The sequence below is a fragment of the Hamadaea tsunoensis DSM 44101 genome, from assembly GCF_000428945.1.
Classification (GTDB): Bacteria; Actinomycetota; Actinomycetes; order Mycobacteriales; family Micromonosporaceae; genus Hamadaea; species Hamadaea tsunoensis.
This window is the reverse complement of sequence record NZ_AUAX01000001.1, coordinates 183,664-204,345: the sequence shown is the minus strand read 5'-3', so window position 1 is coordinate 204,345 and position 20,682 is coordinate 183,664. Positions and strand designations below refer to the sequence as shown.

General features: G+C 70.5%; 17 protein-coding genes. 10 read left to right on the top strand and 7 right to left on the bottom strand.

Going from position 1 to position 20,682, the window contains the following annotated elements:
- The first annotated feature begins 11 nt into the window (after positions 1 to 11).
- Positions 12 to 1,001 carry a Gfo/Idh/MocA family protein gene (locus tag G401_RS0100930; RefSeq protein WP_245601567.1) on the top strand — a complete coding sequence of 330 codons (990 nt, stop codon included), beginning with the start codon at positions 12 to 14 and terminating at the stop codon, positions 999 to 1,001.
- Positions 998 to 1,642, top strand: a complete 645-nt coding sequence (locus G401_RS0100925; RefSeq protein ID WP_027341015.1) for a ThuA domain-containing protein — start codon at positions 998 to 1,000, stop codon at positions 1,640 to 1,642. The genes G401_RS0100930 and G401_RS0100925 overlap by 4 nt, the downstream gene beginning before the upstream one ends.
- 696 nt (positions 1,643 to 2,338) lie before the next feature.
- Here the strand turns inward: G401_RS0100925 and G401_RS0100920 are convergent.
- Positions 2,339 to 2,743 carry a YjbQ family protein gene (locus G401_RS0100920; protein WP_027341014.1) on the bottom strand — a complete coding sequence of 135 codons (405 nt, stop codon included), beginning with the start codon at positions 2,741 to 2,743 and terminating at the stop codon, positions 2,339 to 2,341.
- Positions 2,744 to 2,887: 144 nt separating this feature from the next.
- Here G401_RS0100920 and G401_RS42620 point away from each other — a divergent pair, with 144 nt between their 5' ends.
- On the top strand, positions 2,888 to 4,468 hold the full coding sequence (locus tag G401_RS42620; RefSeq protein ID WP_064741647.1) for a carbohydrate-binding protein: 1,581 nt from the start codon (positions 2,888 to 2,890) through the stop codon (positions 4,466 to 4,468).
- Between the two features lie 50 nt (positions 4,469 to 4,518).
- Here the strand turns inward: G401_RS42620 and tuf are convergent, their stop codons facing one another.
- The 5 genes from tuf to G401_RS42610 form a co-directional block, all read right to left on the bottom strand.
- Positions 4,519 to 5,706 carry an elongation factor Tu gene (gene tuf / locus G401_RS0100910; protein WP_027341013.1) on the bottom strand — a complete coding sequence of 396 codons (1,188 nt, stop codon included), beginning with the start codon at positions 5,704 to 5,706 and terminating at the stop codon, positions 4,519 to 4,521.
- A 273-nt stretch (positions 5,707 to 5,979) separates the two neighbouring features.
- Positions 5,980 to 7,089, bottom strand: coding sequence for a transcription termination factor Rho (rho, locus tag G401_RS42615; protein WP_034590367.1), 1,110 nt, complete (start codon positions 7,087 to 7,089; stop codon positions 5,980 to 5,982).
- A gap of 245 nt (positions 7,090 to 7,334) precedes the next feature.
- Positions 7,335 to 8,636 carry a M48 family metalloprotease gene (locus tag G401_RS0100900; protein WP_027341012.1) on the bottom strand — a complete coding sequence of 434 codons (1,302 nt, stop codon included), beginning with the start codon at positions 8,634 to 8,636 and terminating at the stop codon, positions 7,335 to 7,337.
- A gap of 221 nt (positions 8,637 to 8,857) precedes the next feature.
- The gene (aceE, locus tag G401_RS0100895; protein ID WP_027341011.1) at positions 8,858 to 11,590 is read right to left on the bottom strand and encodes a pyruvate dehydrogenase (acetyl-transferring), homodimeric type; all 2,733 of its coding nucleotides are present in this window, start codon (positions 11,588 to 11,590) and stop codon (positions 8,858 to 8,860) included.
- A 228-nt stretch (positions 11,591 to 11,818) separates the two neighbouring features.
- Entirely contained in the window at positions 11,819 to 13,519 is a 1,701-nt protein-coding gene (locus tag G401_RS42610; protein ID WP_051365973.1) for an NAD-binding protein, read from the bottom strand.
- Positions 13,520 to 13,757: 238 nt separating this feature from the next.
- Between G401_RS42610 and G401_RS0100885 the strand changes: the two genes are divergently transcribed.
- The 7 genes from G401_RS0100885 (at position 13,758) to G401_RS0100855 (ending at position 20,008) form a co-directional block, all read left to right on the top strand.
- Positions 13,758 to 14,918 (top strand): ABC transporter substrate-binding protein, encoded by a 1,161-nt coding sequence (locus G401_RS0100885; protein WP_245601566.1) that lies wholly within the window; start codon positions 13,758 to 13,760, stop codon positions 14,916 to 14,918.
- Between the two features lie 2 nt (positions 14,919 to 14,920).
- A complete protein-coding gene (locus tag G401_RS0100880) occupies positions 14,921 to 15,841 on the top strand; it encodes an ABC transporter permease (RefSeq protein WP_027341009.1) in 921 nt (306 codons plus the stop codon).
- Complete coding sequence (locus G401_RS0100875; protein WP_027341008.1) at positions 15,829 to 16,653, top strand: ABC transporter permease; 825 nt, start codon at positions 15,829 to 15,831, stop codon at positions 16,651 to 16,653. Before G401_RS0100880 ends, G401_RS0100875 begins: the two co-directional genes overlap by 13 nt.
- Positions 16,650 to 17,681 (top strand): ABC transporter ATP-binding protein, encoded by a 1,032-nt coding sequence (locus G401_RS0100870; RefSeq protein ID WP_027341007.1) that lies wholly within the window; start codon positions 16,650 to 16,652, stop codon positions 17,679 to 17,681. Before G401_RS0100875 ends, G401_RS0100870 begins: the two co-directional genes overlap by 4 nt.
- 120 nt (positions 17,682 to 17,801) lie before the next feature.
- Positions 17,802 to 18,233 (top strand): hypothetical protein, encoded by a 432-nt coding sequence (locus G401_RS0100865; protein ID WP_027341006.1) that lies wholly within the window; start codon positions 17,802 to 17,804, stop codon positions 18,231 to 18,233.
- Between the two features lie 70 nt (positions 18,234 to 18,303).
- A complete protein-coding gene (locus G401_RS0100860) occupies positions 18,304 to 19,047 on the top strand; it encodes an SDR family oxidoreductase (RefSeq protein WP_245601565.1) in 744 nt (247 codons plus the stop codon).
- 205 nt (positions 19,048 to 19,252) lie between these two features.
- Positions 19,253 to 20,008 (top strand): IclR family transcriptional regulator, encoded by a 756-nt coding sequence (locus G401_RS0100855; RefSeq protein ID WP_027341004.1) that lies wholly within the window; start codon positions 19,253 to 19,255, stop codon positions 20,006 to 20,008.
- Here the strand turns inward: G401_RS0100855 and G401_RS0100850 are convergent.
- A complete protein-coding gene (locus G401_RS0100850; RefSeq protein ID WP_027341003.1) occupies positions 19,994 to 20,638 on the bottom strand; it encodes an HAD family hydrolase in 645 nt (214 codons plus the stop codon). The two genes, G401_RS0100855 and G401_RS0100850, sit on opposite strands and share 15 nt — an antisense overlap.
- Between the last annotated feature and the right edge of the window lie 44 nt (positions 20,639 to 20,682).

Sequence of the window (20,682 nt, the reverse complement as noted above, 5' to 3'; positions counted from 1 at the left end):
TCCTGATGCGCGTGTCTGACCTTCGTCTCGGTGTCCTGGGCGCGGCCCGGATCGCCCCCGCCGCGCTGATCCGGCCGGCGGCCGCGGTCGACGGCGTCACGGTCGCCGCCGTGGCCGCCCGCGACCGGGACCGCGCCGCCGCTTTCGCGGCCAAGCACGGCATCCCCCGGGTGGTGGGCGGCTACGACGAGCTGATCGCCGACCCGGAACTGGACGCCGTCTACATCCCGTTGCCGAACGGGCTGCACGAGCAGTGGGCGCTGGCGGCCATCGCGGCCGGCAAGCACCTGCTCTGCGAGAAGCCGTTCACGTCGAACGCGGCGCAGGCGCGTACCGTCGCCGACGCGGCCGCCGCCTCCCCGGTGACCGTCATGGAAGCCTTCCACTACCGCTACCATCCGCTGGCCGAGCGGATGCGCGAGATCGTCGCCGAACTCGGCGAGGTACGCCGGGTCGAGACCGCGATGTGCTTCCCGCTGCCCCGGTTCTCCGACATCCGCTACCAGTACTCCCTCGCGGGCGGCGCGCTCATGGACGCGGGCTGCTACGCCGTGCACTGCGCCCGCCTCCTCGGCCCCGGCGAACCCGTCGTCGCCGACGCGAAAGCATTGCTGCTCAAGAAGGATCCCCGGATCGACCGGGCGATGACGATCGACCTGCGGTACCCGACGGGTGCGACGGGACGCGTACAGACCTCGATGTGGTCGGGCACCCTGCTCAAGATCCAGGCGAAGGTCGTCGGCGAACGGGGCGAGATGGTCGTGACCAATTTCGCCGCACCGCAGCTGTTCCACCGCCTCCGGGTGACGGTCGACGGCGTACGCCGATCGGAGAAGGTCCCCGGCGCGCCGACCTACGAGTACCAGTTGCGCGCCTTCGCGGCCGCGGTCGGCGGGGACTCCTCGGCGAACCTGACCACCGCCGAGGACGCCGTGCGGACGATGACGATCATCGACGACGCGTACCGGGCCGCCGGGCTGCCGCTGCGGGGGGAGCGGTGAAACAGGCCCTGATCGTGCGCGGCGGCTGGGACATCCACCAGCCCGTCGAGGCCACCGACAGCTTCGTACCCTTCCTCGAATCCGCCGGGTACGCCGTCGAGATCGCCGAATCCCTGGACGTGTACCTCGACGAGGGGCTGCTCGCGCGTACGCGACTGATCGTCAACTGCTGGACCGAGGGCGACCTGACGGCGGACCAGCTGTCCGGATTGGACGCGGCGGTACGCGCCGGCGCCGGATTCGCCGGCTGGCACGGCGGCATCGTCGCGGCCTTCCCGCAGCGGGGCTACCAGCTGCTGACCGGGGGCTGGTTCCTCGCCCACCCGGGCGACTTCGTGCCGCACACGCTGACGGTGACGCGCCCCGACCATCCCGTCGTGGCCGGCATATCGACCGTTTCCCTTGACACGGAACGGTATTGGCTCCTGACGGACGCGCACAACGAGGTCCTCGCCGAGATCACCTTCCCCGCCGAAGAACCATGGGGAACTCCTGTCACCCATCCGGCCGTGTGGACGCGGCGCTGGGGGCGGGGGCGGGTCTTCGTGTCCACTGTGGGACACCACATGGCGGACCTCGACGAGCCATCGATCCGGCGCCTCACCGAACGCGGCCTACTCTGGGCCGCTGGCGACCTCTGATCGCGGCCGGGTAGCCAACCCAAGATCCCGTTTGGATCAGGTTTTCGCACGTAATCTTGGCTCAAGATTCGGCTCCCCGCCCGTATTTGTGGGCGGCTCCTGCGGCGATCGTCCGGATCGGGATCGCAACGGATCGGTTCCTCATGTGATCCGGGGCGGGGCGATCCATCGCGCCGGATCGCCTGACCCGGCCCGGGCTTTGTCGCGACCATCCGGTATGGAACGTGCCGACCTCGTTCGCGGACGGCAGTCCCGGTGCGGGTTCGAAGACTTGATCAAATACCACTATTGCGGCATCACGACGCCGATCACCTTGATCAAATACCGTCATTACGGCGAGAGCGCACCTCCCTGCCGGATAGCCGGTATTTGATCAAGGAGACGCGCCGTGGACTGCCGAAATGGCGGTAAATGATCACTCCACGGCGGGCTGTTCACCAGCGGGCCACTCCATCACGACGGGAAAGCATGATCAAGTTCCCGGATCCTGCAGAAAACGGGCCGATTCCGCAGCTCCAGGGAACTTGATCAAGCCGTGGAGATCCACTACTACAGAATCCGGGCACTGGATCGAGGTCCAGGGCGATCCGGACCCACACAAGCGACCGAAGAGCCCAAGATTCGGGTGTTTTCCCTGATCCAAGCGGGATCTTGCGGGTGATCCAAACGGGATCTTGCACGTGATCGCCGAGTGGGTCAGCCGGCGAGGAAGCTGAGGCGGACGGATCGGGTCGGGTTGTCCCCGTTGGGATCCACCAGGCAGATCGACTGCCACGTCCCCAACGCGATCTGTCCACCCAGGACGGGTAGAGATGCGTAGGGAGCCACGAACGCCGGCATCACGTGGTCCCGCCCGTGTCCCCGTGAGCCGTGCCGATGGCGCCACCGGTCGTCGGTCGGCAGGACGTCGTCGAGCGCGGTCAGGAGGTCGTCGTCGCTTCCCGCGCCCGTCTCGATGATCGCGATACCCGCGGTCGCGTGCGGCGCGAACACGTGCAGCAGGCCGTCTCCCTTGTCCCGGGTGAAGTCCGCACAGGCTGCGGTGATGTCGCTGACCGAGGGCCGCGAGCCGGTACGCACGGTGATCACGATGCTGTCCACGGGCCCACTGTAGAACCCTTGACACCTTCGATGGGCCGGACGTAAGGTCGTGAATATTTTAGGAAACTTAACTAAAAGTAAACCCCCTCCTCACTTCGGATCCCCAGCTCCTTTTCGTTTCCCCCGTTCCGAAAGCGAGCCAACGTGACCACAATCCGCAAGGGGCTGCTGCGCGCGGCCCTGTCGGCGGGCGTCGCGGCGGTGGCCGCCGGTGCCGCCGCCGTCCTGACCCTCTCCCCGTCCGCCCACGCCGCCGGTACGCTGCTGCCGGCGCACGTGTTCGCCCCGTACTTCCAGGCGTACTCGGGTGACAATCTGAACACGCTGTCGCAGCAGTCCGGCGCGAACTATCTGACGATGGCCTTCGTGCAGACCGAGCGGACCGGTTCGTGCACGGTCTACTGGGACGGCGACACCGGTACGCCGATCGCGGCGTCGAGCTTCGGTTCGCAGATCGACGCCCTGCGCGGCCGGGGCGGTGACGTGGTCCCGTCCTTCGGCGGGTACGCGGCCGACAACGGCGCCACGGAGATCGCGGACAGCTGCACCAATGTGGACTCCATCGCGGCGCAGTACGAGAAGGTCATCACGACGTACAACGTGACCCGGCTGGACATGGACATCGAGGACAACTCGCTGACCAACAGCGCCGGGATCACCCGCCGCAGCCAGGCCATCAAGAAGACGCAGGACTGGGCGGCGGCCAACGGCCGGCCGTTGCAGATCGTGTTCACCCTGCCGACCACGACCAGCGGTCTGGCCAGCAGCGGCCTGAACATCATCACCAACGCGATCGCCAACGGCGTCAAGGTCGACATCGTGAACCTCATGACGTTCGACTACTACGACAACGCGACGCACAACATGGCCAACGACACCAAGACGGCGGCGACCGGGCTGAAGAACCAGCTCAAGAACCTGTACCCGGCGAAGACCGACGCCGAGCTGTGGGGCATGGTCGGCGTCACCGAGATGATGGGCATCGACGACTTCGGTGCGGCGGAGACGTTCCAGACCGCCGACGCGCCCATAGTCGAGGCGTGGGCCGCGCAGCAGGGCATCGCCGAGCTGTCGTACTGGGCCTTGCAGCGGGACAACGGCGGCTGCCCGGGCACGGCCGGCAGCGACACCTGTTCCGGGGTGAGCCAGACGCAGTGGCAGTTCAGCCACGCGTTCGAGCCGTTCACCAGCGGCACGACCACGACGTCGCCGTCCGCGAGCGCCTCGAACCCGACGTCGCCGTCCGCCTCGCCCAGCGCCTCGCGGAGCGCGAGCCCGAGCCCGTCCACGTCGCCGACCGGCTCGTGCACGGCGGCGGCCTGGGTGTCGACGACCGCGTACAACGGCGGGGCGGTGGTCTCCTACAACGGCCACAAGTACACCGCCAAGTGGTGGACGCAGGGCGACCAGCCCGACCTGAACACCGGTGACGGCAAGCCGTGGACCGACAACGGCCCGTGCGGTCCGAGCACCTCGGCCAGCGCGTCGCCGTCGGCCAGCCCGAGCCGGTCGGCCTCACCGTCGCCGTCGGTCAGCCCGAGCACGCCGGCGTCACCGTCCCCGACGGCCTCCGGCAGCTACCCGGCCTGGACGGCGGGGCACGCGTACAAGGCGGGCGACATCGTGACGTACGGCGGGCACACGTACAAGTGCCTCCAGCCGCACACGTCGCTCACCGGCTGGGAGCCGCCGAACGTGCCGGCTCTCTGGCAGCTCATCGCCTGACGCATCCGAAAACGAACCGGCCCGGGTGGTGTGACCCGGGCCGGTTTTCGTTACTCCAATATGGATACCACGGTGCCCGCCGCCACCGTGCGGTTGCCCTCACGGACGGCGAAGCCCAGGCCGGCCTCCATCGGCACCGCCGAGCCGAGCACCACCGTCACGTCCGCCGACTCGCCCGGCGCCATCTCGGGCCGGTCGCCAAGGTCGATAGACCCCGGGACGTCGGTCGTCCGGAAGTAGAACTGCGGCCGGTAGTTCGCGTGGAACGGCGTGTGGCGGCCGCCCTCCTCGCTGCTCAACGCGTACATCCGGGCGGTGAAGCGGTGATGCGGGCGCAGCGTGCCGGGCGCGACGACGACCTGACCCCGGCGGATCTGGTCGCGCTTGATCCCGCGGAGCAGGATCGCGGCGTTGTCACCCGCCTCGGCCCGCTCCAGGACCTTGCCGAAGGTCTCCAGCCCGATCGCGACGGTGCTGATCGTGGGCCCGAGGCCCACGACCTCGACGGTGTCGCCGGCACGCAGGGTGCCGCGCTCCACCGCGCCGGTGACCACGGTGCCGCGGCCCGAGATGGTCAGGACGTTCTCGATCGGCATCAGGAACGGCACCGCCAGCTCCCGGGGCGGGACGGGGACATACGCGTCCACCGCGGTCAGCAGGTCCATGATGGACTGCTCCCACACCGGGTCGCCCTCCAGTGCCTTCAGCGCGGAGACGCGGACCACCGGGATGTCGTCGCCCGGGAAGCCGTTGCGGGACAACAGCTCCCGGATCTCCAGCTCCACGAGGTCCAGCAGCTCCGCGTCCGGCGCGGCGTCCGCCTTGTTCATGGCGACGACCAGATGGGGTACGCCGACCCGCCGCGCGAGCAGCACGTGCTCCCGGGTCTGCGGCATGGCGCCGTCGAGCGCCGACACGACCAGGATCGCCCCGTCGACCTGGGCCGCCCCCGTGATCATGTTCTTCACGTAGTCGGCGTGGCCGGGCATGTCGACGTGCGCGTAGTGCCGCGCGTCCGTCTCGTACTCGACGTGGGCGATGTTGATCGTGATGCCGCGCGCCTGCTCTTCGGGAGCCCGGTCGATCGCGTCGAAGGGCGTGAAGGGGTTGTGCTCCGGGTCGCGGTCGTGGAGGACCTTGGTGATCGCGGCCGTCAGGGTCGTCTTGCCGTGGTCGACGTGCCCCATCGTGCCGATGTTGAGGTGCGGCTTCGTCCGCGCGAAGCTGCTCTTGCCCATGATGAAATCCTTGTCCGACTGGGAAATGCGGCCTTCGGCCGAACGCGACGGCACTGCCGTCGGCACCATCGCGCCAGAACGCGGCGCGCCGCCTGAAGTCAGGGGCGCGCGAGGACACTCTCCTCCCATCGTCCTGCTGCGGCGGGGAGAAGAGTCAGCTATCCAGTCGGCACGTACGCGCCACGGCACTCAGCAGGGCGCTGAGTGGGGAAAAGCCGGGCGGGGTACGCATGTCGATCAACCTAGCGGGACCGGTCCCCGGCCGCCACCGAATTACGCGCGGGCGAGCTGCATCAGGAACTCCGCGTTCGAGGAGGTCTTGGCGAGCCGCTCGACCAGCTGCTCGCCCGCGTGCTGGGAGTCGGCCGCGCTCAACGCCCGGCGGAGTCGGCGTACCAGTTCGAGTTCGGCGGGGGTGAAGAGGAGCTCTTCGCGACGCGTACCGGAGGCGTCGACGTCCACGGCCGGGAAGATGCGTCGCTCGGCGAGGCCGCGCAGGAGGCGTACCTCGGAGTTTCCGGTGCTCTTGAACTCCTCGAAGATGACCGTGTCGGCCAGTGACCCGGTCTCCACGAGGGCGGTGGCGACGATGGTCAGCGAGCCGCCGCCCTCCAGGTTGCGGGCGGCGCCGAGGAACCGCTTCGGCGCGTGCAGGGCGCCCGCCTCGATGCCGCCGGACATGATCCGGCCGCTCGACGGGGCCGCGAGGTTGTACGCGCGCCCGAGCCGGGTGATCGAGTCGAGCAGCAGCACGACGTCGGCCCCGGCCTCGACCAGGCGCTTGGCGCGCTCGACGGCCAGTTCGGCCACGGCGATGTGGTCGCTGGGCGGGCGGTCGAACGGCGAGGCGACGACCTCTCCGCGTACGGTGCGGCGCATGTCGGTCACCTCCTCGGGCCGCTCGTCCACGAGCAGCGCCATGAGGTACGCGTCCGGGTGGTTCTCGCTGATCCCCTTCGCGACCGCCTGCAGCACGGTCGTCTTGCCGGCCTTCGGCGGGGAGACGATGAGCGCCCGCTGACCCTTGCCGATGGGGGAGACGAGGTCGATGACGCGCGTGGCCAGCAGCCGGGGATCGGTCTCCAGGCGCATCCGCTCGTCGGGGAAGATCGGCGTCTGCGCGTAGAAGTCGGGCCGGTCCCGGCCGAGCTGGTCGACCGGTACGCCGTTCACCGTGTCCACTGTGGTCATCGGAGAAGCCTTGCGGCCCTGGGCTTCTCCGGCGGTACCCGTGACGAGGTCGCCGCGGCGCAACGCGTACTTGTCGATGAGGGAAGGCGGCAGGAACGCGTCGCCGTCGGCCGGAAGATAACCGTCGGTACGCACGAAGCCGCGATGATCCTTGATGTCGGCGATGCCGCTGACGGATCTGGATGTGGTCATGCTGGACTCCCGTGGTGGGTCGGGCGGGACCCGCCGGGCGCTTCGGCCTGCCGGAGGATCGGCGGCCGGGAGGCGGTGGGTCGCGCGGAGCTCCGGCACCGAGGTCCGCGCGACCACGTCGCGATACGGAGAAGCGGTGCCGGTGATGGTGGGGTTGAGCGCGTCAGCGGGAGTGAACTCGACCGCCGGTACCTTGCTCAGCCACCACCGTAACCCATCGACCGCGCCTCCGGCAATGAATCACGTCACCAGCTCTCGGCGATCTCCCGCCGGTAGCGTTCCTCGAACCGCGCCAGCTCGGCGTCGATCGCGGCGGACTCGCCCTCGGTGAGCACGACGCGCGGCTCCCGGTACGGGGCGGCGGTCAGCATCCGGTGCCGCAGCCCCTGCGGCGGATGCGTCGCGAAGATCGAGGCCTCCGTCCGGATGGTCAGCTGGAGCAGCCGGGGCATCCGCTCGGCATTGCGGCTGCGGGCCTCTTCGACGCCCTGGCGCCAGCCGTCACCCGTCTGCCGTGACCGCGACCGGCCGCCGATGACGGCGATCAGCCCCTGCGACAGGGTGAGCAGCTCCTCCAGGCTCAGCGCGGCAGCGGTTCCGGCGGCGTACGCCTCAAGGTCGTCCGCGTAGTACTCGGCACGCTGCGAACTCCGGGCGCCGATGGCGTGTGCACCGAGGTGCGCCAGCCACAGGAGGTTGGACGCCAGCCAGAGGAACGGGTAGGCCAGGAGCAGGCAGAGCATCATCAAACCGCCGGCCCACCCGGTCGCGCCGGCCGCAAGACGCCTGAGCTGGGAAGGGTGGATCAGGTCGGCGGCGGTGCCGAAGCTGTTGAGGGCCGGGTACGCCGCCACTCTCCGCGCCACGTCGTTGTTGACGAAGTGACCGAGCTCGTGACCCAGCAGCGCGACCCGCTCCTGAGGCCGGGCGGCGCGCCACAGCGGCAGGCCGAGCACCAGGAACCGGCGTCGCCGCAGACCCAGCACGGCCGTGGACGCGTTCCACTGCGCCTCGACGCCGATGTGGTGCGGCATCGGTGCACCGACGGCCTCGGCCGTGCGGCGGATGAGCGAGTACAGGTGCGGCGCTTCGGTTTCAGACAGCTCGTCGATGGCCGCGCGCCGCTTGCGGGGCGAGCCGAACTTCGGCGTGAACGGCAGTGCGAAGCCGATGAGCAGCAGGCCGACGATCTTCACGAGGAAGGGCTGGGTGACGACCAGCCAGGCGCCCACCGCGATCACGCCGAGGAAGATCGCGAGCATGACGCCCGAGATGAGCAGCAGCACGACCAGCGGCAGCCCGAGCCCGGGCGCGCCGGCCGTACGCCCCGCCAGCTGCGTGAAGAGCGAGCTGCTCAGGTCGTAGCCGGCGTCGTGGATGAAGGTCGCCTGACGCCGGGCGAACCAGCCGTCGTGCTTGTCCGGCTCGAAGGCGCCGAGGTTCCATTCGCAGCGTTCACACCAGGGCGTCGCGTCGTACTCGCTGACGAGGCGGGCGTGGCACTGGGGACAGGCCTGGTCGGTGGTGATGGGGGCGGTCTGCGTCACGGACGCGGAGCATACAGATGATCAAGCCCGCCGTGGGGGCCTGTTTCACGCTTCCGCCGCCGCTGTCCCTCAAGATCCCGTTTGGATCAGGTTTTTCACCCGAATCATGGGCCAAGATTCGGGTGATTTCCCTGATCCAAACGGGATCAAGGGGTGGGCCCGGCGGGCGGCAAAAAGGGGCGGGGCCGGCAACGGCCCCGCCCCTGGATGTGATCAGGCGATCAGGAGTCGCCGCCGGTCTCGCCGGCCGGCGCGGCCATCACGTCGTCGATCGCGTACTTGCGGGCGGCGTCGGTGACCACGCTCACCGGGACCTCGCCGGCCTTCGCCAGCTGGGCGAGCGTCGCCACCACGATGGACTCGGCGTCCACGTGGAAGTGGCGGCGCAGCGCCGAGCGGGTGTCGGACAGGCCGAACCCGTCGGTGCCGAGCGAGGTGTAGTCGCCCGGAACCCAGCGCGAGATCAGGTCCGGCACGGCCCGCATGAAGTCCGAGACCGCGACCTTGGGGCCGGGGGCGTCGGCGAGCTTCTGCGTGACGTACGGCACCCGCGGCGAGTCGACGTTGAGCAGGTTGTGCCGCTCGCAGTCAACCGCGTCCCGGCGCAGCTCGGCCCAGCTGGTCGCCGACCAGACGTCGGCCGACACGCCCCAGTCCTGGGCCAGCAGCTCCTGGGCGCGCAGCGCCCACTGCATGCTGATGCCCGCCGCCAGGATCTGCGCCTTCGGGCCCTCGGCGGTCGACGGCGCGTACTTGTAGAGGCCCTTGAGCAGGCCCTCCACGTCGACCTCCGCCGGCTCCGCGGGCTGGAAGATCGGCTCGTTGTAGACCGTCAGGTAGTAGTAGATGTCCTCGGGCTGCTCGCCGTACATGCGCCGCAGACCGTCCTGCACGATGTGGGCGATCTCGAAGCTGAACGCCGGATCGTAGGAGATCACCGCCGGGTTCGTCGCCGCGATCAGCAGCGAGTGGCCGTCCTCGTGCTGCAGGCCCTCGCCGTTGAGCGTGGTGCGGCCCGCCGTCGCGCCGAGCAGGAAGCCCCGCGTCATCTGGTCCGCGGCCGCCCACAGCCCGTCGGCCGTACGCTGCCAGCCGAACATCGAGTAGAAGATGTAGAGCGGGATCATCGGCTCGCCGTGGGTGGCGTACGAGGAGCCCGCCGCGGTGAACGACGCGACCGAGCCGGCCTCGTTGATCCCCTCGTGCAGGATCTGCCCGGCGGTGGACTCCTTGTACGACAGGAAGAGCTCGCGGTCGACCGACGTGTAGGTCTGGCCGTGCGGCGAGTAGATCTTCGCGGTCGGGAACAGCGAGTCCATGCCGAACGTCCGCGCCTCGTCCGGGATGATCGGCACCCAGCGGGGCCCGATGTTCTTGTCCCGCATGAGGTCCTTGTAGAGCCGGACGAAGGCCATCGTGGTGGCGACCTTCTGCTTGCCCGAACCCCGCTTGACGTCCTTGTACGTGTCGTCGCCCGGCAGGGTCAGCGGCTTGAAGTCGCGCCGGCGGCTGGGCAGGTAGCCGCCGAGGGCCTCCCGCCGCTCCCGCAGGTACGCCAGCTCCGGGCTGTTCTCGGCCGGCTTGTAGTACGGGGGCTCGTACGGGTTGGCCTCCAGGACCGAGTCCGGGATGTCCAGGTAGAGCCGGTCGCGGAAGGACTTCAGGTCGTCCAGCGTCAGCTTCTTCATCTGGTGCGTCGCGTTGCGGCCCTCGAAGTGCGAGCCGAGCGTCCAGCCCTTGATCGTCTTGGCGAGGATCACGGTCGGCTGGCCGGTGTGCTCGGTGGCCGCCTTGTACGCCGCGTACAGCTTGCGGTAGTCGTGGCCGCCCCGCTTGAGGTTCCAGATCTCGTCGTCCGACATGGTCTCGACCATCTTGCGCGTACGCGGGTCGCGGCCGAAGAAGTGCTCGCGGACGAAGGCGCCGGACTCGGCCTTGTACGTCTGGTAGTCGCCGTCGGGCGTGACGTTCATCAGGTTCACGAGCGCGCCGTCGGTGTCGGCGGCGAGCAGCGGGTCCCACTCGCGGCCCCAGACGACCTTGATCACGTTCCAGCCGGCGCCCCGGAAGAAGGCCTCCAGCTCCTGCATGACCTTGCCGTTGCCGCGTACCGGGCCGTCGAGGCGCTGCAGGTTGCAGTTGATCACGAACGTCAGGTTGTCGAGCTCCTCGCGGGCGGCCACGCCGATCGCGCCGAGCGACTCGACCTCGTCCATCTCGCCGTCGCCGAGGAACGCCCATACTCGCTGGTCGGACGTGTCCTTGATGCCGCGGTGGTGCAGGTAGCGGTTGAACCGGGCCTGGTAGATGGCGTTGATGCCGCCGAGGCCCATGGAGACCGTCGGGAACTCCCAGAAGTCCGGCATGAGCCGGGGGTGCGGGTACGACGGCAGGCCGCCGCCCGGGTGGGAGAGCTCCTGGCGGAACCCGTCGAGCTGCTGCTCGGTCAGGCGGCCCTCCAGGTACGCGCGCGCGTACATGCCGGGGGAGGCGTGGCCCTGGTAGAAGATCTGGTCGCCGCCGCCGGGGTGGTTCTTGCCCCGGAAGAAGTGGTTGAAGCCCACCTCGTAGAGGCTCGCGCTGGACGCGAAGGTCGAGATGTGGCCGCCGACGCCGATGCCGGGGCGCTGTGCGCGGTGCACGGTCATGGCCGCGTTCCACCGGATGTACGCCCGCAGCCGCCGCTCGACGTGCTCGTCGCCGGGGAACCAGGGTTCGCGTTCCGGTGTGATGGTGTTGATGTAGTCGGTCGTCGTGAGCGGGGGGACACCCACCTGTCGCTCACGGGCGCGTTCGAGCAGGCGGAGCATGACGTACCGGGCGCGCTTGGCGCCACGTTCGTCGATGACTCCGTCCAGCGACTCGACCCACTCAGCGGTCTCCTGGGGGTCGATGTCCGGCAGCTGGCTTGGCAGGCCGTCGCTGATGACCGGGCGCTTGCGTTCGGTGGACACAGGCGTTCCCTCGCGTTTGTGTGCTGGATGAATATTCGTTGTGAACTGCTCTTGTGGTGAACTTGGAGTTCGTCACGTTCATCCTGCCTCGCGAACCGGGTCCGCGTCACGCGGAACGCGTACGGATGCGATCCCGGACACGCCTACTGAGCAGTAACTTCGGCCACGTTCCCCAGGTTGTCCCGCCCTTGTCCCGCCGCTGTGCCATCACCGCGGCGGGGCTCGCCGTCACGGCGCCGGGGGCCCGGCCTGCTTGATCAACTGGCTGAGGCCGTCGCGCGTACCGACGATCGTCAAACGGTCGTTCGCCCGCAGGCGCTTGTTCACCGCGGGGCGCCACAGCGGGCGCGGCTCGCCGAACTCGTTCAGCGCGATCACGCGTACCAGGCCCTCGGCGTCGGCGTCGGTCACCCGCGCGCCGTCGAGCTCCGACCGCGCCGCCACCACCACGCTCGCCACCAGCAGCACCCGCCGCTCGACCGAGATCGTCCCGATCACCTCGCGGTCCATCAGCGCCTCCGCGAACGCCGGCGCCGCGAGATACGACACGCTGCGACTCGACGGCAGGTTGAAGGTCCGGCGTACGCGCCGCGCCAGGTCGCCGTCGAACAACCGGAGCACGACGTGCAGCCGGCCCTGCAGGTTGCGCCCGTGCAGGGCGGTCTCCAGGTTCGAGGCGTCCGAGTTGGTGATCGCCATCAGGGCGCGGGCGTTCTCCACGCCGGCCAGCCGCAGCGTGGACTCCCGGCCGGGGTCGCCGAACACCAGCGGGATGTTCAGCTCCCGGGCCAGCGGTACGCCGCGCGCCTGCTCGTCGTGCGCGATGGCGACGACCGTGATGCCCCGGTCGTGCAGCAGGCGCAGGACGCGCGTACCGACGCCGCCGAGCCCGGCGACGACGATGTGGTTGGAGTGCGGCTGGGTCAGGCGTACCTGGGCGACGGCGAGCCGGGCCCGGACCATGCCCTCGACCACGAGCGCGGTGAGCAGTGGGATCAGGGCCAGCCCGGCGCTGCCGATGGTCAGCTGCAGGACGCGCTGCCACGTCGTGTAGTCGTCGTCGAGCTGGATGCCGCCGATGGCCGTGCCGATCGCGTTGTAGAGCGCGTCGCCGGGGGACATCCGCAGGCTGATGCCGAGGGCCAGGGCGGCGACCGCGATGACGGCCACCACGACCGTCGCCGCGATCCGGGACTTCCGCGACACCAGCGCGCCCAGGAACGTCCGGGCGAGCACCAGCCGCCGGGCCTTGACGGCCTCGGCGATCCGCAGCGTCGCCTCGACGTCGGCCGGCTGCATGTCGGCCAGCACGAGATCGGCGTGGATCTCGTCGGCGGGCAGCACGTGCGGGTGCGGATGGGTCGTCGTGTTCGCGATGGCGCAGACGATCGACCGGGCCGGCACGTCGGCGCGCCGGGCGACGATGAGCGTCCGCTGCCCGACCCGCACCGGGTTGACGGCGACCTCGCGCAGCGCCGAGGCGACCAGCGCGGGGGCGGCGATCTCGGAGTCCGACAGCACCTTGCAGTTGCCGAGCAGCGGCTCGATGCTGTGCGCCAGGCTCGTGTTGAACATCCGCACGACGATGCGCAGTCCCGGCGCGGACTCCCGGGCCTGGAGCGCCAGGTGGATGTTGGCGACGTCGTCCTGGACGGTCAGCGCCACCCCGGCCGCCCCGGCGAGATCCGCCTGGGCGAGCGAGCGCTCGTCGAGCCGCTCGACCACGACCACGCGTACGCGGTCGATCTCGGCGAAGTCGCCGCGGGCCTGGCGGCGCTGCTCGGCGGTCATGAGGACGACCACATCGGTGTCGTACCGGTCGGTGAGCTGCTCCGCGAGCCGGTACGCGAGCCCGTCGTGGCCGCAGACGACGAAGTGGGCGGTCGGCGCTCGGCGCTGGGCGGGCGCCGGGAGGGTAGCCGGATTCACGCTCCGGATGCTAACCCGTCCGGGGCGTGATGATGTCCTGACCGGACAGTCAGTCGGGGGTCGCCGATGATCTGAGCCCGCGAGCTCGGGCGTTGTGAGGCCAGGCACATCCACGGTGGTCAGGCTGCCGAGTTCAGACGGGGGCGGCGGAGTGCTCGTCCGTCGTTCAACTGCGCGCCATCCACCTCGTGCCTACTGAGCGCGCTTCTGCACGGCAACCACAGCTTGGGAGCTCGACGTGAACTCACTGAAGATCCGCCGCACCGGCCGCCTGGCCGCGATCGTGGCGTTGACCGCCGTGACGGCCCTGTCGGCCGCCGCGTGCGGGGCGAAGAAGGAAGAGTCCCCGACGGCGTCCGGCGTCAGCGCGGACAAGGCGAGCAGCCTCGCCGACTTCGGCGGCCTGGACGGCCTGGTGGCCGCGGCCAAGAAGGAGGGCACGCTCAACGTCATCACCCTCCCGCCGGACTGGGCGAACTACGGCGAGATCATCAAGGCGTTCAGCGACAAGTACGGCATCAAGGTGAACAGCGACAACCCCGACGGCTCCAGCGCGGACGAGATCACCGCGGTGAAGACGCTCAAGGGCCAGGACCGCGCGCCGGACGTGCTGGACCTCGGCATCGCGTTCGCCATCAGCGGCTCGCAGGAGGGCCTGTTCGCGCCGTACAAGGTGGCCGCGTGGGACAAGATCCCGGCCGCCCAGAAGGAGTCGACCGGCCTCTACTTCAACGACTACGGCGGCTACGTGTCGATCGGCTGTGACGCCAAGAAGATCGCCAACTGCCCGCAGACCTTCGCGGACCTGAAGAAGCCGGAGTACAAGGGCAAGGTCGCGATGAACGGCAACCCGACCAAGTCCGGCTCGGCGGTCGCGGCCGTCTTCGCCGCGGCGCTGGCCAACGGCGGCAGCTTCGACAACGTGCAGCCCGGCATCGACTTCTACGCCGGCCTGCACAAGTCCGGCAACTTCATCCCGGTCGAGTCCACCCCGGCGACGGTGGAGAAGGGCGAGACCCCGATCAGCATCGACTGGGACTACCTCAACGCCGGGTACGCCAAGGAGTTCGCGTCGAAGGGCGTGGACTGGAAGGTCGCCGTCCCCGCCGACGGCAAGTACGCCAACTACTACTCGCAGGCGATCAACGCGACCGCGCCGCACCCGGCCGCCGCGCGCCTGTGGGAGGAGTACCTCTACAGCGTCGAGGGCCAGAACCTGTGGCTGAAGGGCTTCGCCCGGCCGGTGCTGCTGCCGGCGATGACCACCGACGGCACGGCTCAGGCCGACCTGGTCGCCGCGCTGCCGAAGGTGGACGGCGAGCCGGCCTTCCCGACGCCCGACCAGAACGACAAGGGCAAGGCCGCGATCGTCGCGAACTGGGCCAAGGCCCTCGCGTAACCATGGCCGACGCCGTCGTCGCCCCGCTGCCCGGTCCGGAGGCCGTCACGGTCCCGGGCCGGGCGCGGGCGCGTACCCGCTCGGGCGGCCGGGCAGCGCTGCTGGCCTCGGCACCCCTCCTGCTGTTCGCGGCGGTCTTCTTCGGCCTGCCGCTGCTGGCCGTGCTGGTCGGCGCCTTCTCGGTCACCGACCGCAAGACGGACACCACGTCGTTCACCACCGCCCACCTGGCCCACTCGCTCCAGGGTCCCTATTGGACGGCCATGGTGAGCAGCATCCGGCTCTCCGCGATCACCGCCTTCCTCGGCATCGTCCTCGGTACGCTGCTCGCGCAGGCCGTCGTGGCCAGTCGCGTACGCGGGCTGCGGACGGTGGTGACGACGGCGTCCGGAGTGCTGGCCAACTTCGGCGGTGTGCCGCTGGCGTTCGCGTTCATCGCCACGCTCGGCATCTCCGGCGTCGTCACCCAGCTGTTCCGGCTCGACTCGCTCGGCTGGAGCCTCTACACCGAGACCGGTCTCGCCGTGGTGTACCTGTACTTCCTCGTGCCGCTCATGGTGCTGGTGATCGCGCCCGCCCTGGACGGGCTCCGTCCACAGTGGCGGGAGGCGGCGGCCAACTGCGGGGCGAGCCCGTGGCGGTTCTGGCGCCACGTCGGCCTGCCTGTGCTGGCGCCGTCCCTGCTGGGCGGCTTCGTCCTGCTGTTCGGGACGGCGTTCGCGGCGTACGCGACCGCGGCGGCCATGGTCGGCGCCGCGCTGCCCCTCGTGACGCTGCAGATCGCGGACGCCCTGTCCGGCAACGTCCTCGTCGGGCAGGAGGGGGTCGCGCTGGCGCTCGCCCTGGACATGGTGATCGTCGCGCTGCTCGTGATGGCCGTGTACCTGCCCCTGCAACGGCGGAGCGCCCGATGGCTGCGCTGACCCGGTCCCGCCGGGCCCGAGCCTGGTCCGCGCTCGTCCTGCTGCTCGCCGCGGTCTACTTCGTCGCCCCGCTCGCCGCGTCCTTCGTGTTCACAGTGGACATTCCGGGGAAGGGGCTGGACTGGTCGGCGTACACGCAGCTGCTGGGGGCGCCCGGATTCGGGGCGGCGCTGCTGCGCTCGCTCGGCCTCGGCGCGGCCACCATCCTCATCACGCTCCTCCTCGTCGTGCCCGCGATGGTGGCGATCCGGCTGCGCCCGGGCCGGCTGGCGGCCGTCGTCGAGGTGGTCTGCACGCTGCCGCTGGTCGTGCCGCCGATCGCGTTCGTCGCCGGGATCTCCACGGTGCTGCAGCTCGGGCCGAACCAGCTCGCCACGACCCCGCTCTACAGCACGTTCCTCGCGGTGCAGGACACGGACTTCCCGGTCGCGCTCGTGCTCGCGTACGTGATCCTGGCCCTGCCGTTCGTCCACCGCTCGCTCGACGCCGGCCTGCGTACGCTGGACGTGCCCACCCTGACCGAGGCGGCCCGCAGCTGCGGGGCGAACTCGTGGCAGGTGCTGTTCCGGGTGCTGCTGCCCAACCTGCGCTCGGCGCTGTCCAGCGCGGCGTTCCTGACGCTGGCGCTGGTGCTGGGCGAGTACACGGTGGCCCGGATCCTCAACTTCGAGACGTTCCCGGTGTGGATCGTCAAGGTGAGCGGCGACTACGCCCGGCTGTCGGTGGCGGTCTCCCTGCTCTCCCTTCTGATCACCTGGTTGCTGCTGCTGGTCGTGGCCGGCGCCGGCACCCGCCCGAAGGAGTCACCGTGACGAGAGTCGAATTCCAGGGACTGCGCCGCACGTTCGGCGACACCGTCGCGCTCGACGGGTTCGACCTGACCGTCGAGCCCGGCGAGCTGATGGCCCTGCTCGGCCCGTCGGGCTGCGGCAAGACGACGGCCCTGCGGATGCTGGCCGGCTTCGACCAGCCCGACTCCGGCCGCGTCCTGCTGGACGGGTCCGACATCGTCGGCGTACCGGCGAACAAGCGCGACGTGGGCATGGTCTTCCAGTCCTACAGCCTGTTCCCGAACCTCACGGCCGCGGAGAACGTGGCCTTCGGGCCGCGCATCCGCAAGGTGGGCGCGCGCGAGCGCCGCCGCGGCGCGGTCGAGCTGCTGGAGCTGGTCGGCCTGCCCACCCAGGCGGACCGCTACCCGCACCAGCTCTCCGGCGGCCAGCAGCAGCGCGTCGCCCTGGCCCGGGCGCTCGCCCTGCGCCCGCGCGTCCTGCTCCTCGACGAGCCGCTGTCCGCCCTCGACGCGAAGGTACGCGTGAACCTGCGCGAGGAGATCTCCCGCCTGCAGAAGGAGCTGGGGATCACCACGGTGTTCGTGACGCACGACCAGGAGGAGGCCCTGTCGATCGCCGACCGGGTGGCCGTCCTGCGCGAGGGGAAGCTCGAACAGGTGGCCGTCCCGGTCGACCTGTACGCGCGCCCGGCCACCGCGTTCGTGGCCGAGTTCGTCGGCACGATGAACCGGATCCCGGGGCGCCTGACCGGCGGCGAGGTCGAGGTGGCCGGTCAGCGGCTGCCGGTGACGGGTGCGGTGCCGGCCGGCCCCGACGTCGACGTCCTCGTCCGCCCGGAGGAGATCCGGGTACGCGCGGCGGCCGGCGGCGGTGCCCGTGTGGTGACCTCATCGTTCCTCGGCGCCACCACACGGGTGTTCCTGACGCTGGCGGACGGCGTACCCGTGAAGGCTGATCTGGCGACCCGGGACGCGGCCGCCCTGACCCCGGGATCGTCGGCGGACATCCAGCTCGCGGAGCACCCGGTGCTGGTCGTGGCCCGATAGGAGTCGTGTGTGGACGATCGGGTGGCCGGTCGTCCACACCGCGCTGGGCCGACCGCTCCACGCGGGCATCGGCTGAACGGCTGGCCTCGGTCATCGTCCGCTGGGCTTACGCTGCAAGCCATGCGACGCTGGCTGGGCCTGCTGCTCGTCCTGTATTCATTGGTACCGATGGTGAACGCCACGGTTCCGCTGGTGGCGGGGCTGAGCGGGGACGAGCTGACGGTGACGCATCAGTTCGACTCGTACGAATGCACCTCACCCGTCGCCGCGCCGCCGCTCGCCGGCCTCTACGGCTCCTGCGCCGCCGAGGCCCACCCGGCCGGCGGCCCGACCCGCGGCGTCACGCTGCACGGCCCCGACGTCACGCCGGAACTGCTCGGCCGGACCGCCAAGGTCGACGCGTCCGGCTGGGGCGGCCAGGTCTACCTGCCGACCACCGCCCTGGAGTCGGTCGTGGGCATCGTCGGCCCGATCCTGTTCATCGCCGGCCTGGTCATGTTCGTCGGCAGCTTCCGGCGTACGCGTACGCCGCAGGAGAAGGTGGCGGCCTGACGAAAAAGGTTCCGTGGCGCGCGCCACGCAACCGGTCCGGTCGCGGGGATCCGGGGTTACGTTGACCCGCATGAGTCAGCAGCCCATGAAGGTGACCGTGGTGACCGGCGGCAGCCGGGGGATCGGCGCGGCCACCTGCCGCCGGCTCGCCCGGGACGGCCACGCGGTCGCGGTCGGCTTCCGCAGCGACGCCCAGGCCGCCGAGGCGGTCGTCGCGGCCGTCCGCGCGATCGGCGTACCGGCGGTGGCGGTCGCGGTCGACACGTCCGTACGCGCCCAGGTCACAGAGCTGTTCGAGCTGACCGAGGCGGCCCTGGGCCCGGTCACCGGCCTGGTGAACAACGCGGGCGTCAGCAGCCGCATCGGACCGTTCGTCGACCTGACGGAGGAGGACGTACGCCGGGTCCTCGACGTCAACGTCGCCGGCTACATCTTCTGCGCGCAGGAGGCGGCCCGCCGGATGGCCGAGGGCGGGGCGATGGTGAACGTCTCGTCGGGCGCGGCCACCCTCGGCAGCCCGCGCGAGTACATCCACTACGCCGCGAGCAAGGCGGCGGTGGACACGCTGACCGTCGGGCTGGCCAAGGAGCTCGCGCCGCGCGGCATCCGCGTGAACACGGTGTCGCCCGGCATCATCCGCACGGAGTTCCACGCGGGCAGCGGCGAGGCCGGCCGCGCCGACCGGGTCGGCCCGTCGATCCCGCTCGGCCGGGCGGGGGAGCCCGAGGAGATCGCCAACGCGATCGCGTGGCTGCTGAGCGACGAGGCGTCCTTCACCACCGGCGCCAACCTCCGCGTCGCCGGCGGCAACTGAAATCCCCAGCCCGCCCCTCCCGCCCCTCCCGCCCCGCCGCCCCGCCCGCCTCCAAGATCCCGCCCCAAGATCCCGCTTGGATCAGGGAAATCACCCGAATCTTGGGCCATGATTACGTGCGGAACCGTGATCCAAACCGGATCTTGCCGGCGGGCGAGCGTGGCGGGCAGGCAGGTTGGCGGGCGGGTTTCGCTAGGCTGGGCGGGTGGACGAGGCGGGTGCGGCGCGCGGCGGGACCGCCATCGACAAGGCGTTCGACGTGCTGGAGAGCCTGGCCGAGTTCGAGCGGGTGACCGACATCGCCGCCGCGACCGGGCTGCCGAAGTCGACCGTGCACCGGATCCTGCAGGCCCTCATCGAGCGCGGCTTCGCGCGCAGCGACGGCGCCGGGGCGTACCAGCCGGGGCCGCGGATCCTCACCCTCGCCGGCAAGGTCACCCAGCGGCTCGACCCCGCCCGGCAGGCCGAGCCGGCCCTGCGGCGGCTGCGCGACGAGACCGGGCACACCGTCCACTTCGCACTGCGTACCGGGGACGAGGCGGTCTACGTCGCGAAGACGACCGGGCTGCGGCCCTACCAGATGTCGTCGCGGGTCGGCATGAGCATCCCGCTGCACTCGACCGCCATCGGCAAGGCGGTGCTCGCCGCGCTTCCCGACGATGACGTACGCGGCTTCGCGCGACGCGTGGGGCTGACCCGGCGTACTCCCGGAACCTTGACGACGGTGAGCGCGTTGCGCGCGGACCTGGCGGTGACACGCACCCGGGGGTACGCGATCGACGCGGAGGAGAACGAGGCGGGGATCGTCTGCGTCGGCGCGGCGGTACGCGACCACGCGGGGCACGTGATCGGCGGGGTGAGCGTGTCGACGTTGAGCCACGACCTGCCGGACCCGCACACGCTGGGCGCGGCGGTGGTGGCCGCGGCCGCCGAGGTGAGCCGGGCGCTAGGCGGCCAGTAGCGCGGGCAGTTCGGCGAGCGAGTCGACGATCGTGGCGCGCGCGGCGGCCGGGCGTTCGGCGTGCAGGTAGCCCCAGGGGCCCCGGCGGATCAGGATCGGGCGCATGCCGGCGTCGGCGGCGGGCAGCACGTCGTTGTCCAGCCGGTCCCCGACGTACGCGATCTCGCCCGGTACCGCCCCGGCGACCTCGGCGACCTTGGTGAAGAAGTCGGGATGGGGCTTCTCGACGCCCCACTCGGCCGACGTGAAGATCGCGTCGACCGGCAGCCGCATGGCCTCCAGCGCGGTACGCGCCTGGGGCGGCTGGTTGCCCGCGACGACCACGGTCAGCCCGGCATCGCGCAGCGCCTGGAAGGACGGCCGGACGTCGGGGTAGAGGTCGTCGCCGTCGAAGTTCTCGCGCAGCCCGTCCGGATCCTCGGCGGCCCACTTCCCGACCTCGGATTCGACGTCGAAGCCGGGCCGGAAGAGCTCGAAGGCGTACGTGTGGGGCTGGTCGAGGGCGGCGCAGCCGCCGAGCGCGCCGAGGAACGCGAACCCCGGTACGCCCAGCCGGTCGGCCCAGCGCAACCAGATCCGGGTCTCGTCGATGAGGGTCTCGCCGACGTCGAACACCACCGCCTTGATCATGCGTCCACGATAGTCGGCCGCAGATTCGTCGGGTGTATCTTCCC

What these genes read in the sequence shown, in the direction of transcription:
- G401_RS0100875 (WP_027341008.1), top strand. Translation starts at nt 15,829, where the DNA reads ATGGCTGCGCTGACCCGGTCCCGCCGGGCCCGAGCCTGGTCCGCGCTC.
- G401_RS0100850 (WP_027341003.1), bottom strand. Translation starts at nt 20,638, where the DNA reads ATGATCAAGGCGGTGGTGTTCGACGTCGGCGAGACCCTCATCGACGAG.
- G401_RS0100860 (WP_245601565.1), top strand. Translation starts at nt 18,304, where the DNA reads ATGAGTCAGCAGCCCATGAAGGTGACCGTGGTGACCGGCGGCAGCCGG.
- rho (WP_034590367.1), bottom strand. Translation starts at nt 7,089, where the DNA reads ATGACCACATCCAGATCCGTCAGCGGCATCGCCGACATCAAGGATCAT.
- G401_RS0100880 (WP_027341009.1), top strand. Translation starts at nt 14,921, where the DNA reads ATGGCCGACGCCGTCGTCGCCCCGCTGCCCGGTCCGGAGGCCGTCACG.
- G401_RS0100865 (WP_027341006.1), top strand. Translation starts at nt 17,802, where the DNA reads ATGCGACGCTGGCTGGGCCTGCTGCTCGTCCTGTATTCATTGGTACCG.
- tuf (WP_027341013.1), bottom strand. Translation starts at nt 5,706, where the DNA reads ATGGGCAAGAGCAGCTTCGCGCGGACGAAGCCGCACCTCAACATCGGC.